Raw genomic sequence first — 15,147 nt, 5'->3', positions numbered from 1 at the left:
TTCTTTCGATCAGTTCGGGCGGTTTGCCGATTTCGGCGCGAAGCGCGACAGGATCTGGATCAGCGACATGCAGCCCCAGGTGATGGCGAACGAAATGATCGCCAGTGCCGACGGCTCATAGGCACTGTTGGCGCCGATGTTCTGCAGATAGGGGCCGAAGGCTGGGCGATTCAACAGCGAGGCCATGGTGAACTCGCCGATGACGATGGCAAAACTCAGGAACGCGCCGGATAAGACGGCGATCAGTACGTTCGGCAGGATGATGCGGGCGATGATGGTGGTCCAGCCGGCGCCGAGGATTTGTGCGGCTTCGGTGAGCGTTCTGACGTCGATGGTCCTGAGACCGGTATCGACCGCCCGGTACATATAAGGCAGCGCCAGCACTGCATAGCCGATGACCAGCAGAACATCGGTGCCGCGCGCTGTCGCCAGGAAAGGCAGCGTTGAATTCGAACCGAACATTCTGATGTAGCCGAAGACGATGACGATAGCGGGAATAACCAGCGGCAGCAGAGTGATGAACTCTACGAGCGGCCGCAGATTCGGTAGCCGCAGCCGAATCCAGTAGGCCGTCGGGACAACGAGGAGCACGCCCAAAAGAATGGTGAAAACCGCCACAACGACGGAGTAGGTAAATGTCGTCTGGAAATTCGGATCTTCGAAGACTGAGCGGTAGGCGTCAAAGGAGTATTCCCCGCGCCGCTTACGCAAGGAGAATTCAAAGGTCGCCAAAAGCGGCAGGACAAAATAGGCGGTTCCCACGCCAAAAACGAGCCAAGCCCAAAAGCGGCTGCCTTGCTTCATTTCAGCCACCGCTCGGCTCGCCGTTGGAACAAGATATAGAAGAGGTTGGCCAAGCCGGTGATGACTATCATGCCGAATGCAAGCGCGTAGCCTAGATTCGGATTGTAAAGCACGTCGCCGCGAATCTGCGCGAACAGCTGGATGGGCACGATGTTGAGTGACGGCCCCGTCAGTGCATAGGCTGTTGCGACCGCCCCGAACGCGTTGGCAAAGAGGAGGACCGTCGTACCGAGAAAACTCGGCCATAAGACCGGGATGACCACCATGCGCCAATATTGCCAATTGCTTGCGCCGAGCGTGGCGGCAGCTTCACCCCATTCCTTCTTCAGCCCATCGACCGCCGGCGTGATGATGACAATCATCAATGGAATCTGGAAATAAAGGTAGGTGAGGATTAGGCCCCAAAACGAAAAGATACTGAAGCCGAGCGAATAGATGTTGATGCCGAAAATGTCTCGCAACAGGATTGTCGCCACTCCGAGCCGACCTAGCGTCGCGATGAACGAGAATGCCAGCGGCACGCCGGCGAAATTCGAGACGACGCCCGAGAAGGTCAAGGTCGCCGAGCGTAACCACGACGGCAAACCTCCGCGAACGACTGCCACGGCCATTGCCAGGCCGATCAAGGCGCCAAGGATCGCAGAAACAAAGCTGATCTGAATGGATACCCAATAGGCCGCCGCGAGCTTGGGTTGCGACAACGCTATGATGTTATCGAGCGTATAGTCGCCAGCTGCATTTTTGAACGCGCCCGCGATCAGCCCTACCGTGGGCAAGATCAGAAAGAGCAGCGCGAAAATGAAGAACGGAGTTACGCCTAACCAATGCAGTGGCAGCCGAAGGCGGCTGATCTCCGGCGCGCCAGGACTGACGCTGGCTGTCTGGGACATTGTGGAATCTGCCATGGAGTTCCCGAAGTTGGCATAGGGCGCCGGGCGGCGAACCGCCCAGCGCCCTATGAATTACTTCACGACGGCGCCAACGATGGCATCCCAGTTCGTGCTGATTTCCTTCTTGGCAGCGTTCTGTTCCTCCAAAGTAGGGAAGACCGCTTTTTCATAGTTCTCGGCGGCCGGCAGCTTATCCAGCATCTCCTTCGGGATCACGCCCTTCTTGGCGAGATCGTTGAAGCGGATCGGGTGGCAGTAGCCCTTCAGCCAACCGAGCTGGCCTTCGTCCGAATAGAGATACTCCATCCACAACTTGGCGGCATTCGGGTGCGGCGCATAGGCACTGATCGCCTGAACGTAGACGCCTGCGACCACCGCTCCCTTTGGCACGACGATTTCGATTTCCGGATTGCCGGCCATCTTGTCGCGCATGGCAAGCAGGTTGTAGTCCCAGTTCATCACGATCGGCGTCGTGCCCTGGGCGACAGCTGCCGCTTCAGCGTCGACCGGCACGAAGTTGCCGGCATCGTTGAGCTGCTTGAAGAATTGCAGACCCTTGGCGGCGGCGTCCTGGCCGCCGGTACCGCCAGCCGCGAGGCCCGCAGCGTAGACCGACATGACGGCGTTGTTCGACGTGCGCGGGTCACCGGCGAGCGCCACCGAGTTGGCATATTCCGGCTTCTGCAGGTCAGCCCAGTCCTGTGGCGCGTTCTGCACGACGGCTTTGTTCACGCCGAAGGCGAGCACGCCGTAGTAGTCGCCGGTCCAGAAGCCATCGGCATCCTTGGCGCTGTCAGGGATCGTATCCCAGGTCGACACCTTGTAGGGTTGGATCAGGTTATCTGCCTTGGCGGACGGGCCGAAAGACAGGCCGACGTCGATGACATCAGGCGCCTGCGGGCCTTTATTGTCCTTGTTGGCCTTGATCGCCTCGATCTCGTCGCCGGAGCCGGCATCGGGATTGAGTTCGTTGACGGTGATCCCCGGATATTTTGCCTTGAAGCCGGCGATGACGTCGCCATAGCCGCACCAGCTGTGCGGCAGCGCGATCGTGGTGAGCTGGCCTTCCGCCTTGGCTGCGGCGACCAGTTCATCCATGGACTGGGCCGACGAGATGGCAGAGGTCGCCATCAGGGCGACGGCCGAAAGGGAAAGCAGTTTTCCCGTGAATTTGAACATGTGTTCTCTCCGTTGAACTGACGCCGTTGGACGCCTGCGATGCGGTATCGTTTTCGTGTGACAGCCAGATGAAAGCTTTGTGAAAGCGATGCCCTGCAGTACGAAAAAGTAAACTCTTTTTAACCGGCTGTAGCAATCGCTACGCCGTTATTTTTCCGGCTAACTAGTTTCGGCCTTGCCTTTCATCCTTTCCCCCTTTCTTCGCCTCGTTTTTCCCAAATGGATTTGCAATGCTGAAGTTGCCTCAGACGGCGCCGGCGATGGCGTTTTCCAGCAGCGTCAGCGCCGCCTTCTTGGTCAGCTTGACCGGGTTGCCGCCGGCGGTCGGATCGACCACCGCCATGTCGGCGATCAGGCCCTTGCGCTTCTTGTCCATGTCGAGCCCCTTGATCAGGCCGGGCAGCGCGTGCGGCACCTTGAGCTCCTTGCGCAGCTTGACGATCGCCTTGGCAAAGCCGTTGAAGCCGCCCTTGATGCCGCAATAGGCGGCGAGCCGGGCGATGCGCGGCTCGATCGCCTCGCGGTTGAAGGCCAGCACATAGGGCATGAACACGGCGTTGGTCATGCCGTGGTGGGTGTCGTAAAGCGCGCCGATCGGATGCGACAGCGAATGAATGGCGCCAAGCCCTTTCTGGAAGGCGGCGGCCCCCATGGCGGCGGCACTCATCATATTGGCGCGGGCAACCAGATCCTTACCATTGGCATAGGCTTTCGGCAGGTTTTCGAAGACCAGCCTGATGCCTTCCACGGCGATGCCGTCGGCCATCGGGTGATAGCCCGGCGCGCAATAGGCTTCGAGGCAGTGGGCGAGCGCATCCATGCCGGTGCCGGCGGTGATGAAGCCCGGCATGCCGACCGACAGCTCCGGATCGGCGATGACGATCGCCGGCAAAAGCTTCGGATGGAAGATGACCTTCTTGGTGTGGGTCGCTTCATTGGTGATGACGCCGGCGCGGCCGACCTCCGAACCGGTGCCGGCCGTGGTCGGCACGGCGATGATCGGCGCGATCGCATCGGCATCGGCGCGCGTCCACCAGTCGCCGACATCCTCGAAATCCCAGACCGGTCGCGTCTGCCCTGCCTGGAAGGCGATCAGCTTGCCGAGGTCGAGCGCCGAGCCGCCGCCAAAGGCGATGACGCCGTCATGCTTGCCCTTCTTGAACACGGCGATGCCGGCGGTCAGGTTGGAATCGACCGGGTTCGGCTTGACCTCGGAAAACACGCCATACGGCACCTTGGCGTCGTCGAGGATCTTCAGCGTCGAGGCCACCACCGGCAGCTTGGCCAGTCCCGGGTCGGTGACGAACAGCGGCCGCTTGATGCCGGTCGCCGCCAGCACCTCCGGCAGTTCCTTGATGCGTCCGGCGCCGAAGCGGACGGTCGTAGGGTAATTCCATTTAGAAACGAGTTTTGTCATTTCGACCTTCTGACTGCTTTCATGCTCTCGGATGTCGTTAATTCACAAAGGTATTGGCCACACGGTCTGACCGCATCATGTACGGAATCCAGATGGCTGCGGCCCAGACCGAACGGTAAATGTCGCGCATCGTTTCTTTATCGAACGCATCATCCAGCGTTGGAAAGCTGTCGGGAAAAGCCAGATACCCGGCCCATGAATCGACAACGGAATATATCGGCATCGCGAATGCCCAAATCATGTACCAGCCGGGGAATATCTGCCAGCGCTTGAACATGAAGAACAATAATAGGGCCGGGGCTGTAAGGTTTAGTATGCCGGATATCACCAATTCGGCAACAATCAGCACACCTTGGGACAAACTGAAGGCCTGCCAGTTCTGTAACATGCCGAGATAGTCGGTATTGTGCAATTGTACCAACCCTAGTATCGGGGTGAGCATCAACCCGAGCATCGGCAGGACAAGCCAGCCGCCGATACCCTCGGGACCTTCACGATCCGGCAGCGCCGATTGTTGCGTATCCGCCATTACTCCCTCTCAACAGCGATCGTTGGCTTGCCGATCGCCACCTTAGATCACCTCGCGCAGATGGTATGATTTCGGCCTGGTCAGATTGTCGTAGCCGATGGCCGACAGTGCCGCACCCTTGCCGGTGTCCTTGACGCCGGTCCAGACCAGCGCCGGATCGAGATAGTCGCAGCGGTTCATGAACACGGTGCCGGTCTCGACGCGGTCGCCGATCGCCGCCGCATGGTCCGTGTCGCGCGTCCAGATCGAGGCCGTCAGCCCATAGGGGCTGTCGTTCATCAGCGCGATCGCCTCCTCATCGTTGCGCACCTTCATGATACCGACGATCGGGCCAAAGCTTTCCTCGCGCATCACGCTCATCTGGTGGTCGACCTGGGTAAGCACTTCCGGCGCCAGATAGGGCGAGCCTTGCCTGTCGTTAGCCACCTTCATGTCGATGTGCGCCTTGGCGCCCTTGCGTAGCGCCTCCGCCTTTTGCTCGCGGATCAGGTCGGCGAAGCGCGCCTGCGCCATCGGCCCCATGGTGGTCGCCTGGTCGAGTGGATTGCCGACGACGTAGTTCCTGGTCTCGGCGATGAAGCCTTCGACGAATTCGTCGTAGACCTTCTCGTGGACATAGACGCGCTCGATGCCGCAGCAGCACTGGCCGGAATTGAAGAAGGCGCCGTCGACCAGATTGGCAACGGCATGGTCCATCTTGGCGTCCGGCAGCACATAGGCCGGATCCTTGCCGCCAAGCTCGAGGCCGAGCGTCATGAAGGTGCCCGCCGCCGCCTTTTCGATGGCGCGGCCGCCGGCGACCGAGCCGGTAAAGTTGACATGGTCGATCTTGCCGGAGCCGAGCAGCCTTTCGGTCTGCGCATGGTTCAGAACGAGGTTCCGGAACAGGCCCTTGGGCAGGCCGGCTCTGTCGAACGCCTGCTGAAACCGTTCGCCGACCAACAATGTCTGTGCCGCGTGCTTGAGGATGACGGCGCTGCCCGCCATCAGCGCGGGCACGATCGTGTTGACGGCAGTGAGATAGGGATAGTTCCACGGCGCGATCACCATGACCACGCCGAGCGGCACCTTCTTCACATAGCGGCGAAAGCCGTGCTTCGGGTTGGAAGCCATGACCGGCTTCAGTGCCGCCTCGGCGATCTCGACCATGTAGCTGACGCGTTCCTTGACGCCGCCGAACTCACCGCCATAACGCACCGGCCGGCCCATCTGCCAGGCGATCTCCGGCACGATCTCGTCGCTCATGGCGACCAGCGCTTCCAGCATGGCAAGCATGTACTTGCCGCGCTCGACGACCGGCGTCTGCGCCCACTTCTCCTGCGCCGCCTTGGCACGTTCGACCGCGGCACCGATCGCCTGGTCCGTGGCCAGAGGCCGTTCGGCATAGATCGAACCGTCGATGGGGGATTTTATCTTGACCGTTTCGGTCATGCCTTGGGTCCTCGCATTCTACAATAATTCTCGTTGGTCATGCCGCTCTGGAAGGGACGAAACACCGGCGTTGGCCCCGTTCTTCACAGCGAGCGGGTAAGGGACGGGCGGCGCCGACATTGCCAGGTCATTTAATACCGCTCGAACCCCCTGTGCAGTTCCCAGTCCGTAATCCGGCGGTCGTATTCGAACTGTTCCCAGTGTGCCGTGTGGACGTAGTGTTCCAGCACATCGTCGCCGAGTGCCTGCCTCAGCATCTTCGATTCCACCAGCGTCGCGGTAGCGTCGCGCAATGTCTTTGGAATTTCAGGCAACTGCGAGGCCTGGTAGGCGTCGCCGACGAAGGGCTTCTGCAGTTCAAGCTTTTCATCGATGCCGGCAAGCCCGGCCGCGATCAGCGCGGCGAAAGCCAGATAGGGGTTCAAATCGGCACCGCCGATGCGGCATTCCATGCGGATGCCCTTGGTGCCCTCGCCGCAAAGACGGAAACCGGCGGTGCGGTTGTCCTCGCTCCACATGATCTTGGTCGGCGCAAAGGTGCCGGCCTGGAAGCGCTTGTAGGAGTTGATGTAGGGCGCCAGGAACCAGGTGAATTCCTTGGCATATTTGAGCTGGCCGGCTGCCCATTGCTGGCCGAGCGTCGACAGCGTCCACTCGGCATTTTTGTCGTAGAACAACGGCGTCTTGCCGTCGGCGCTCCACAGCGAATTGTGGATGTGGCTGGAATTGCCGGCGAGCCCGTAATTGTACTTGGCCATGAACGAGATCGCCTTGCCTTCGGACTCGGCGATTTCCTTGGCGCCGTTCTTCAGGATGACGTGGCGGTCGGCCATGTCGAGCGCTTCAGCATAGCGGACATTGATCTCTTCCTGGCCGGGACCCCACTCGCCCTTGGAATTCTCGATCGGAATGCCGGCCGCCTCCATTTCGTTGCGCAGCCGGCGCATGACGCCTTCTTCCTTGGTGGTGATGCCGATCTGGTAGTCGCCGATATAGGGCGATGCCGTCTCGAGGCCCTGCCAGTGCTTCCTGCGGGCGGAATCGTAGGTCTCGCTGAACAGGTAGAATTCGAGCTCGGACGCGAAATAGCCGATATAGCCGCGCTCCTGCAGCCGCTCGACCTGCTTCTTCAGCATGGCGCGCGGCGAATGCGCCAGGTCGTCATGGGTGTGGTGGTCGAGCACGTCGCAGATCACCAGCGCCGTCTTCTCCAGCCACGGAATGCGCCGCAGCGTCGCAAGGTCCGGCTTCATGACGAAATCGCCATAACCCTTCGACCAGCTCGCCGCCTTGTAGCCGGGCACCGGTTCCATATCGATATCGGCGGCCAGCAGGTAGTTGCAACCATGCGTCTCGTCATGCGCGGAATCGACGAAGTACCGGGCCAGGAACCGCTTTCCCACAAGCCGCCCCTGCATGTCGACGATGCAGGCCAGCACGGTGTCGACCTCACCGCTGGAAACCGCTTGCTTCAACTGATCGAACGAGAAATTTCCGGCCATTCTTACGGCACTCCAGCGCTTGTCGTTTTGAAAAGGGAATGAAACCATGGCCGGCGCGATGCCGGCCATGGTCATGAGAGAGCGTCAGGCGCCGGCTTCGCCGACAGCTATCTCGGCTGCCTTGATCGCCGCCTGGCGCTTCGCGATCTGGTCGCCGATGGGCGGACCCTGGAAGCGGCGGTTCTCGAAACCGAACCAAAGCACCGCGGTCAGTACAATGAAGCCCAGGGTGATATAGAGCACTTTGTCGTTCGGCGGCTGGATGGCGATGTAGAAGATGATCGCCATGCCGATGACCGACAGGATGCAAAACAGCTTGAACAGGCCGGCACCGAGATTCCATGGGCCGGGATTCGGCCATTTCGCCGTTCCGAAAGCCATCATGCCGAGCGCGATCGGAATGGTGAAGGACAGGAACAGGAACACCAGCGTCGAATTGACGACGATGGTGTAGATGTTGGTGCCGCCGATCGAAATGAACTGGGCAAGAAAGACATAGATGATCTCGAGGATCGCAGCTGTCCAGATGGCATTGACCGGCGTGCGCCAGGTTGGGCTGACTTTGGCGAGCCCGGCCGAACCGACCGGCATGCCGCCGTCGCGAGAGAAGGCAAACAGCATGCGCGAGGCCGAGGTCACCGTAGCGAGGCCGCAGAGGAACTGCGAGATCAGGATGGCCAGATAGAGCAGTGTTTTTAACCATCCTGGCAAGATCGCGTTCATGGTTTCGAAGAACACGGCCCACCCTTGCTTGGCGCCTGCCGCCATATCCGGAATTGCCAGCACGATCGCGCACAGCATCACCCAGCCGATCAGCGACGACCAGAGCACGGATGAAACGATTGCCCGCGGAACCGAGTGCGCCGCCCTCAACGTTTCTTCCGAGGTATGCGCCGACGCATCATAGCCAGTAATGGTGTAAACCGGCAGCAGCAGGCAGAGCAGGAAGAGATACGTCATGGAATCGGACTGCGGGAAAACACCGCCGCCCGCATCGCCCGAATAGTTCGTGAACGTCCACAACCGGGTGATGTCGATCGCTGGAGCAAACACCAGGCAGGCGACGATCAGCACCGCCGTCGCTCCGAGAATCAGGAAGCCGGACGCATCCGTCAGCATGGCGGTCAGCTTGATGCCGAAATGGTTGAACAGCGCCTGAAGGACCGTGATGATGGCAACAAAACCAACGACTTGAGCCGGAGACGCAACACCGTCGGTGGTAAGCCCTGCGCCGAAGGTCCCGTAGAAAAACAAAGACGTTCCGATGTTGATCGCGCCGAGCACGGTGATCAGGCCGAGCAAATTGAGCCATGCGGTAAGCCAGCCAGTGAAACGGTTCCCCAGAATGGATGCCCAGTGATAGAGGCCGCCGGCGGTCGGAAATGCCGAGGCGATCTGGGCCATGGCGAGCGCGAAAAATCCCGAAACCATGCACCCGACGATCCAGCCGATACCAGCGCCGGCGCCACCGATGGACGATGTCGCCTGCGCGAAGGAATTGATGCCGCCTGAGAGGATGCAGATGATCGAGAACGAGATCGCGAAATTCGAGAAGCGGCTCATGCTTCGCGACAGTTCCTGAGCATAGCCCATTCCGTGGAGAACTTTCAGGTCCTCCTTCTTGTCACCTTCGCTGTAACCCGGTGCTACCATTTTGAAGTCCCCTTTTAGTTTCTTAGCTGGCCGATTGAACTGACTTTCCGACTGCGCTTGGTCTGGAGGCCTTGGCCGCTTCGGGCTCCAGATTGAGAAAAATACCCGTGAGCAGATCCGCCCATTTCCGCTGCCCGGCTGCGCCGGAGATCTCGTCATTGCGGATTTCGATCATTGCGCAGGGCAGCCCGCGCGAGCGGGCATGGCGTTCCAGCGTGAAATAGACGCGGTCGGCCGGCGAATAGGGTTCGTTGACGCCGACGGTGACGCCGGCGACCCGCTGCAGCGCCGCGATCAGCGGCGCCGCCAGCCGGCGGTCCTCGTCGTGGATAACGCCGATATGCCAGGGCCGGCTGCTGCCCTTGTAGACCGGGGTGAAAGAATGGACCGAGACCAGCCGCGTCTCCCGTCCGGCCGCCAGGCGCTCGTCGATGATCGTCGCGATCCGGTCGTGGAACGGCCGCCAAGCGAGCGCGATGCGCGCCTCCCGCTGATCGGCCGAAAGCCCCTGATTGGCCGGGACCACGGTTTTTTCGCTGGCGCTGACCGTCACTATCAGGTCCGGTGCATCGAGCGGGCGGTTGCAGTCGATGACGAGCCGCGAAATGCAGGTCTCGACCAGCGTCGCATCGAGTGCCTCGGCCATGCGGCGCGCCACCGGTAAGGCGCCGGGATCCCAGGCGATGTGGCGGGAAAGCTCCTCGGCGGCAAGTCCGAGCGTTCCGAATTCCGGCGGCAGGAAATTGGAGGCGTGGTCGCAGGTTAGCACGAAAGGGCTCAATCCGCCGGGGTTCGTCACCCTTACGGTTTCAGGCGATGCAAGGCTGGCGGGCCGTGCTGTCTCCATTGTCTGCCGTCCCCGGGGAGCGCTGTACCGTATGTTACGTATTTTGCCTCATTGCGTCCCTACGGATGATTTCATACAGTTTGGCCGGCTTTGTCAAACGCGATTTCGATAATGCGGTAACGGCCCGGCCAGGGTGGGGAAAAACATGGTTTCCAGCATTGCCGAACTGATCTCCGACCGCATCGGCACCATGCCGGCCGGCGAGCGGCGCGCAGCGCAAACGCTGATCGCCAGCTATCCGCTGATCGGGCTGAAGACGGTCGCCGAATTCTCGGCTGCCGCCGGCGTATCGTCGCCGACGATCCTGCGTTTCGTCGCCCGGCTCGGCTTCCAGAACTATCCGGAATTCCAGTCGGCGCTGCAAGACGAACTGGCGGCGCAATTGCAGTCGCCGGCCTCGCGCACGCTCAATCCGCCATCGCCGGGCAGCAGCGCCGTGTCGCCGATGCTGGAAGCGACGCTCGACAATATGCGCGAGACCTTCCGGCACCTTTCGGATAAGCAGCTTGCCGACATCGTCGCCAAGCTGGCCGACCGGCGCGGCAAGACATTCCTGATCGGTGGCCGCTTCACCGACCCGCTGGCGCGCTACATGGCCGCCCACCTCGCCATCATCCAGCCCAACGTTTTTCACCTCGGCGGGCAGGAAAGCGTCTGGCGCGACCGGCTGATCGACATGGGTAAACGCGACGTGCTGGTGATCTTCGACATCAGGCGCTACCAGGACAGCCTTGTCCGCTTCGCCGAGACGGCCAACCAGCGTGGCGTGCAGATCGTGCTGTTTACCGACCAGTGGCTGTCGCCGATCGCCCGCTTCGCCCGCCACGTCATCGCCGGGCGCACCGCCGTGCCTTCGGCCTGGGACTCATCCGCCGCACTTTTCGTCGTCGTCGAAACGCTGATCGGCGCCGTCACAAGGCAGCTCGAGGCCGACGGCACCAAACGCATCCGCGAGTTGGAAAGCCTACGGTAGAGCGGCCCTTCGGGCGAACGGTCTTCGTTGGGTCTAGTCAACCAAAAGGCTGACCATCTGCAGGATCAGGATCAGCAAAAAGACGCCAAAGACAGACGCAAAGACCGCTGCCAACAGGACGATGCGTTGTTTCTTACCCACAGCTCCCTCGGGAAGGCATAGCTCCCCCACGATCACGAACGTCAGTCCTGCCTATCGCTCGGCTACCGTCCCAAGTCCTCAAGATCTGCCTGCGGCTTGGGCGGAGGAGTAATGACGAGTTGCTTCACGCGCGAAATGAACCGCTGGCCAAGGTGCTCGCTTAGGGAGACGGCTGCATCATTCATCCGACCCATGTCACGGCCGAATGACCACCTTGCCGCTGGGGCTTAACCATTTCAGCCGCAAAGCGTGCCATCGCCCCAGTCCAGATACTTTACCCGTGGCAAGGGTGATCGAAGTTCGGCTAGCCTTGGCGACGCGAAGCCGCTCCTTGACCCACCATCAAACAGCGGTGAACTGCGCGGAGGAATTCGATGAGCTATCTGGACGAGCTGTTCTCAGTCGCCGGCAAGACGGCGCTGGTCACCGGCGCCGCGACCGGCATCGGCCGCATGGCGGCGACCGCTCTGGTCAGGGCCGGCGCCACTGTGATGATCGCCTCGCGCAAGGGCGAGGATTGCGCCAAGGTAGCGGGCGAGTTGAACGGGCTTGGCGCATCCGGCCGGGCCGAGGGTTTCGCCGGCGACGTCGCGAGCGAGGCCGGCATTGCAGCGCTTGTCGCCGAGGTCAGGGCGCGGACCGAACGGCTGCACATACTGGTCAACAATGCCGGCATCTCCTGGGGCGCGCCGCTGGAAAGCTTTCCCTATCATGCCTGGGCCAAGGTGTTCGGCGTCAACGTCACTGCGGTCTTCCATCTGACGCGCGAATTGCTGCCTCTGATCGAGGCCGCTGCCAGCGAGGCCGACCCGGCCCGGGTGATCAATCTGGGATCGGTGATGGGCACGCAGCCTTTGGCCGAAGACGCTTACTCCTACTCGGCCTCGAAGGCTGCGGTTCACCATCTGACGCGTATCCTGGCGATCGAGTTCGCCGCCCGCCGCATCACCGTCAACGCCTTTGCGCCCGGCCCTTTCCAGAGCCGGATGACGGCCTTCGCCACCGGCACCGAAGACCAGGCAAGACATGTCGGCAATCACGTTCCGATCGGCCGCATCGGCGCACCGGATGACATTGCCGGCGCAACGCTCTATTTGTGCAGCCGTGCCGGCAGCTATGTCACCGGCGCCATCCTGCCGATCGATGGCGGGCAGTCGGTGCAACACGGGCTGACATTGTTCAAGGAATGAGACGCACGCCATCCGGCGAGTGAAATGCCGGGGGTGAAGATGGAGGACATCAGCGTGGAACCGATCAGTCTCGATGTGCTTCTGGCCAACGTCGGCAAGGAAGTCGGCGTGTCGCCATGGCGGGTGGTCACGCAGCGCATGATCGACCAGTTCGCCGATGCCACCGACGACCATCAGTTCATCCATTGCGATCCGGAGCGCGCCAGGCGCGAGACGCCGTTCGGCGGCACCATCGCGCACGGCTTCCTGTCGCTTTCGCTGTTGTCGGCAATGACCTTCGAAACCATGCCGCCGCTGGAAAACAGCAAGATGGGCGTCAATCACGGCTTCGATTCGCTGCGCTTCCTGGCGCCGGTGAAAACCGGCTCGCGCATCCGCACCCGCTTCGTGCTGGCCGATGTCAAGGTCAGGCCGTCGGGCTGGGTGCAGACTGCGCACGACGTGACGATCGAGATCGAGGGCTCGAAAAAACCGGCGCTGACCGCGCGCTGGCTGACGCTGACGCTGATCGAACGCCAGCCGGAAGCGGTTTGACTGGCATCCGGGCCTGGGAACCTAAATCTATTTGGCTTCGGCCGCGACGTACTTCATGTGGCGGCTCACCTGCAGCGCAATGTAGACGACCAATGAGCAACCGATTGGGAACACGATCTCGTTGAGGCCGGTTGCGATAGCCTGTGGCAGTGCCAGAGCAGCGTCGTTCGCCGCGGCCGTCTCAATCGTCAGCACCGTGATGCCGCCACCGAATACCGCGCCTATCAGGGCGCCTGCCAGCGCGAAATGGAGCGGACGGGGTTCTTCCTTCGATGCCAGCGACGCCAGTATCCAGCCGAGCAGCCCGTATTCGATCGCCCGCAGGACGCCCAGCGTCGTGAGCGACAGGATGGCCGGCTTTGCCGCCGCGTCGAGCGCGCTGACCATGACCTTTTGCGTCCCCTTGGCGATGCCCATGGCCAGCGGTGCCGAGATCGCGGCGATCAGGCCGCCGAGCGAGGCTCGCACTTTGGCGAGCGCCGTGCCGAGGCTGACGCCGGCGCAGACGAAGAACGACCAGGTCACGCCTTGCGCCAGTTCGATCAGGATCAGCGTCGTCGCCGGGTAGGAACCTGCCGCAAATCTGACGGTCAGAATGAGAGCCTCCATGGCGAAGCCGAGCGCGATCGCCAGCCATGCGACCATGACGACGCGCCTGAGCGCCATCCTGGCGCGATGGGAAAGCGGGTTCACGTCCGGCACGCCGGACGAAAGCTCAGTCAGGGCCATGTTGGCCTCCCAGATCACAATTCTTGCAGAGCCGCGAATTAGCGTTTGTCTGTAACAGTCCGATGTTGCCGGCTTTATTGCCGGGTTACATCGTTTTGTGACGTCAAGCTTCTGCTTCGTGCCACCCTTGCCCGACGTCGTACAGCGTATATATGCTGCATCCAGCCATCAGTTATTAAAGGCAGTCGAACAATTGCAGCTAAGCGTCCAGGAGCGCCGCGAAAAACAAAAGGCCGAACTGCGTTCCGAACTTGTCGACGCCGCGCACAAGCTTGTCCAGGAAGAAGGCTATGACGGCCTCACCATCCGCAAGCTCGCCAAGCGCGTCGGCTATGCGCCGATGTCGGTCTATTCCTATTTCGCCGACAAGCAGGACATCCTGTTCGCGTTGGCCGAAAACGCCTTCGAGACCCTGGCCAGGCACATCGAAAATCATACGGCCGACGACCCGATCGAGGCGCTCAAGGCGGTGCTGGTCGAATATGCCGCCTTCGGGCTCGAGAATCCCAACGAATACCGCACCGTCTTCATGACCGAAAAAGTCAGGCCGCCGGCCGGCAAGACGTTCGCCGAAATGCAGAGCGGCAACCCGGCGATGAAAGTGCTGATCGAGAGGGTCGAGGCCTGCGTTGCCGCCGGCAGGCTCAAGGGCGATCCGCGCGCCATCGCCACCATGCTGTGGGCGGTCGGCCACGGCGCCATCTCGCTGCTGATCACCTTCCCGTTCTACCCGTTCGGCGACCAGACGACGTTCATCACACGGATCGGCAACATCATGCTCGAAGCGATCGCCGCGCACGAGATTGCGCCCCTCGGCCCGCCGGTCAACTGCTGAGGAGCGGCGCTCCTCCCGATCTGTAAAATCTTTCTCCGAACGATCCGCGCTCCGGTGCCGAGCGTCCGGCAATTCCTGCGCCTAATTTCTCCGTACGTGTACGATTTTTGCTTGAACTCCCTCAGCCTTGGGCGTATCTGTACGCAATACCGTACATGTACGAATTCACTAGCTGGAACCGGAGACCGATCATGAAGAAGGCAATTCTCACGCTCGCCGCCCTGCTGGCGCTCTCTGGCGCCGCAATTGCCGGCAGCAATCAGACAGGCAAGCAAGAAGCGGCCTGCATCGACACCAAGACCGATGTGAAGCTCGATTGCGCGCCGACCGGATCGCTTGAAAATGCCGATACCGAGACCCACAAGGCCGGCAGCAAGGGCCCGAGGCTCGGCATCGGCATCGACCCGTGGATCGTGCCCAGCAGCTTCTGAGCCGACCGGCGATAATATGCGGCGATGAACCGAAAGGGCGGCAGCAATTTCCGGCCGCCTAT

16 protein-coding genes are annotated in these 15,147 nt (G+C 61.3%); 5 read left to right on the top strand and 11 right to left on the bottom strand.

The genetic code is table 11. The annotated features are described in order from the left end of the window. Positions 1-9: 9 nt before the first annotated feature. The 9 genes from NKJ93_RS18220 to NKJ93_RS18180 all read right to left on the bottom strand — a co-directional run bounded on the left by NKJ93_RS18220 (position 10) and on the right by NKJ93_RS18180 (position 10,252). A complete protein-coding gene (locus NKJ93_RS18220; RefSeq protein ID WP_352484656.1) occupies positions 10-804 on the bottom strand; it encodes an ABC transporter permease in 795 nt (264 codons plus the stop codon). Next, complete coding sequence (locus tag NKJ93_RS18215; RefSeq protein WP_352590554.1) at positions 801-1,694, bottom strand: ABC transporter permease; 894 nt, start codon at positions 1,692-1,694, stop codon at positions 801-803. Before NKJ93_RS18215 ends, NKJ93_RS18220 begins: the two co-directional genes overlap by 4 nt. Before the next feature lie 72 nt (positions 1,695-1,766). After that, the gene (locus NKJ93_RS18210) at positions 1,767-2,873 is read right to left on the bottom strand and encodes an ABC transporter substrate-binding protein (protein ID WP_352590551.1); all 1,107 of its coding nucleotides are present in this window, start codon (positions 2,871-2,873) and stop codon (positions 1,767-1,769) included. A 244-nt stretch (positions 2,874-3,117) separates the two neighbouring features. Continuing rightward, positions 3,118-4,290, bottom strand: coding sequence for an iron-containing alcohol dehydrogenase (locus NKJ93_RS18205; RefSeq protein ID WP_352590548.1), 1,173 nt, complete (start codon positions 4,288-4,290; stop codon positions 3,118-3,120). A gap of 37 nt (positions 4,291-4,327) precedes the next feature. Further along, positions 4,328-4,819: a DUF2569 domain-containing protein gene (locus NKJ93_RS18200; RefSeq protein ID WP_352590545.1), complete on the bottom strand. Its 492-nt coding sequence runs from the start codon at positions 4,817-4,819 to the stop codon at positions 4,328-4,330. Positions 4,820-4,861: 42 nt separating this feature from the next. Beyond that, on the bottom strand, positions 4,862-6,250 hold the full coding sequence (locus NKJ93_RS18195; protein ID WP_352590542.1) for an aldehyde dehydrogenase family protein: 1,389 nt from the start codon (positions 6,248-6,250) through the stop codon (positions 4,862-4,864). A 131-nt stretch (positions 6,251-6,381) separates the two neighbouring features. Beyond that, on the bottom strand, positions 6,382-7,752 hold the full coding sequence (locus tag NKJ93_RS18190) for a glutamine synthetase family protein (protein ID WP_352590540.1): 1,371 nt from the start codon (positions 7,750-7,752) through the stop codon (positions 6,382-6,384). 84 nt (positions 7,753-7,836) lie between these two features. Next, the gene (locus NKJ93_RS18185) at positions 7,837-9,405 is read right to left on the bottom strand and encodes an amino acid permease (RefSeq protein ID WP_352484627.1); all 1,569 of its coding nucleotides are present in this window, start codon (positions 9,403-9,405) and stop codon (positions 7,837-7,839) included. Between the two features lie 22 nt (positions 9,406-9,427). After that, positions 9,428-10,252 (bottom strand): N-formylglutamate amidohydrolase, encoded by an 825-nt coding sequence (locus NKJ93_RS18180; protein ID WP_352484629.1) that lies wholly within the window; start codon positions 10,250-10,252, stop codon positions 9,428-9,430. Between the two features lie 145 nt (positions 10,253-10,397). Here NKJ93_RS18180 and NKJ93_RS18175 point away from each other — a divergent pair, with 145 nt between their 5' ends. Further along, positions 10,398-11,225: a MurR/RpiR family transcriptional regulator gene (locus NKJ93_RS18175; RefSeq protein WP_023719035.1), complete on the top strand. Its 828-nt coding sequence runs from the start codon at positions 10,398-10,400 to the stop codon at positions 11,223-11,225. Between the two features lie 33 nt (positions 11,226-11,258). Here NKJ93_RS18175 and NKJ93_RS18170 read toward each other — a convergent pair whose 3' ends face one another. Next, the gene (locus NKJ93_RS18170; protein WP_352484631.1) at positions 11,259-11,402 is read right to left on the bottom strand and encodes a hypothetical protein; all 144 of its coding nucleotides are present in this window, start codon (positions 11,400-11,402) and stop codon (positions 11,259-11,261) included. Between the two features lie 338 nt (positions 11,403-11,740). Between NKJ93_RS18170 and NKJ93_RS18165 the strand changes: the two genes are divergently transcribed. Continuing rightward, a complete protein-coding gene (locus NKJ93_RS18165) occupies positions 11,741-12,556 on the top strand; it encodes an SDR family oxidoreductase (protein WP_352590537.1) in 816 nt (271 codons plus the stop codon). A gap of 39 nt (positions 12,557-12,595) precedes the next feature. Continuing rightward, entirely contained in the window at positions 12,596-13,090 is a 495-nt protein-coding gene (locus NKJ93_RS18160; RefSeq protein WP_031194015.1) for a MaoC family dehydratase, read from the top strand. Positions 13,091-13,117: 27 nt separating this feature from the next. Here NKJ93_RS18160 and NKJ93_RS18155 read toward each other — a convergent pair whose 3' ends face one another. After that, positions 13,118-13,819: a hypothetical protein gene (locus NKJ93_RS18155; RefSeq protein ID WP_156948069.1), complete on the bottom strand. Its 702-nt coding sequence runs from the start codon at positions 13,817-13,819 to the stop codon at positions 13,118-13,120. A 193-nt stretch (positions 13,820-14,012) separates the two neighbouring features. On the opposite strand from NKJ93_RS18155, the gene NKJ93_RS18150 reads away from it, so the two are divergent. After that, positions 14,013-14,654 (top strand): TetR/AcrR family transcriptional regulator, encoded by a 642-nt coding sequence (locus NKJ93_RS18150; protein ID WP_352590534.1) that lies wholly within the window; start codon positions 14,013-14,015, stop codon positions 14,652-14,654. Between the two features lie 191 nt (positions 14,655-14,845). Then, on the top strand, positions 14,846-15,085 hold the full coding sequence (locus NKJ93_RS18145; RefSeq protein WP_352484636.1) for a DUF680 domain-containing protein: 240 nt from the start codon (positions 14,846-14,848) through the stop codon (positions 15,083-15,085). The last annotated feature ends 62 nt before the right edge of the window (positions 15,086-15,147 follow it).

This window comes from Mesorhizobium sp. M0028 (assembly GCF_040323855.1).
Taxonomy (GTDB): domain Bacteria; phylum Pseudomonadota; class Alphaproteobacteria; order Rhizobiales; family Rhizobiaceae; genus Mesorhizobium.
The sequence above is the reverse complement of the archived record's forward strand: the minus strand, read 5'-3'. Positions and strand labels throughout refer to the sequence as shown.